Source organism: Bacillus sp. SIMBA_005, assembly GCF_046535585.1.
Classification (GTDB): domain Bacteria; phylum Bacillota; class Bacilli; order Bacillales; family Bacillaceae; genus Bacillus; species Bacillus pumilus.
In genome coordinates this window covers 1-230 of sequence record NZ_JAWRWI010001304.1, presented here as the reverse complement: position 1 = coordinate 230, position 230 = coordinate 1, and the positions used below count along the sequence as shown (strand labels likewise).

Below are 230 nucleotides of genomic sequence, written 5' to 3'. Positions count from 1 at the left end.
CTCCAATAAAGCAATCTGTTCCCCGTACTGCCTGATCCTTAAAGCTAGACACAATACTCGTCAAGACAGCTAAGTCAATGGCAGGCTCATCTAGCTTTACTCCGCCAGCAACTTTAATATATGCATCTTGTGCCTGTAACATGAGGCCCATGCGCTTTTCAAGCACTGCCATAAGCAATTGCACACGGTTTTGGTCCACCCCTGTTGCCATCCGTTTCGGATAATTAAAG

1 pseudogene is annotated in these 230 nt (G+C 46.1%); it reads right to left on the bottom strand.

Going from position 1 to position 230, the window contains the following annotated elements:
• Window positions 1–230: pseudogene (locus SB660_RS24290) on the bottom strand (DNA repair protein RadA); the annotation flags it as partial.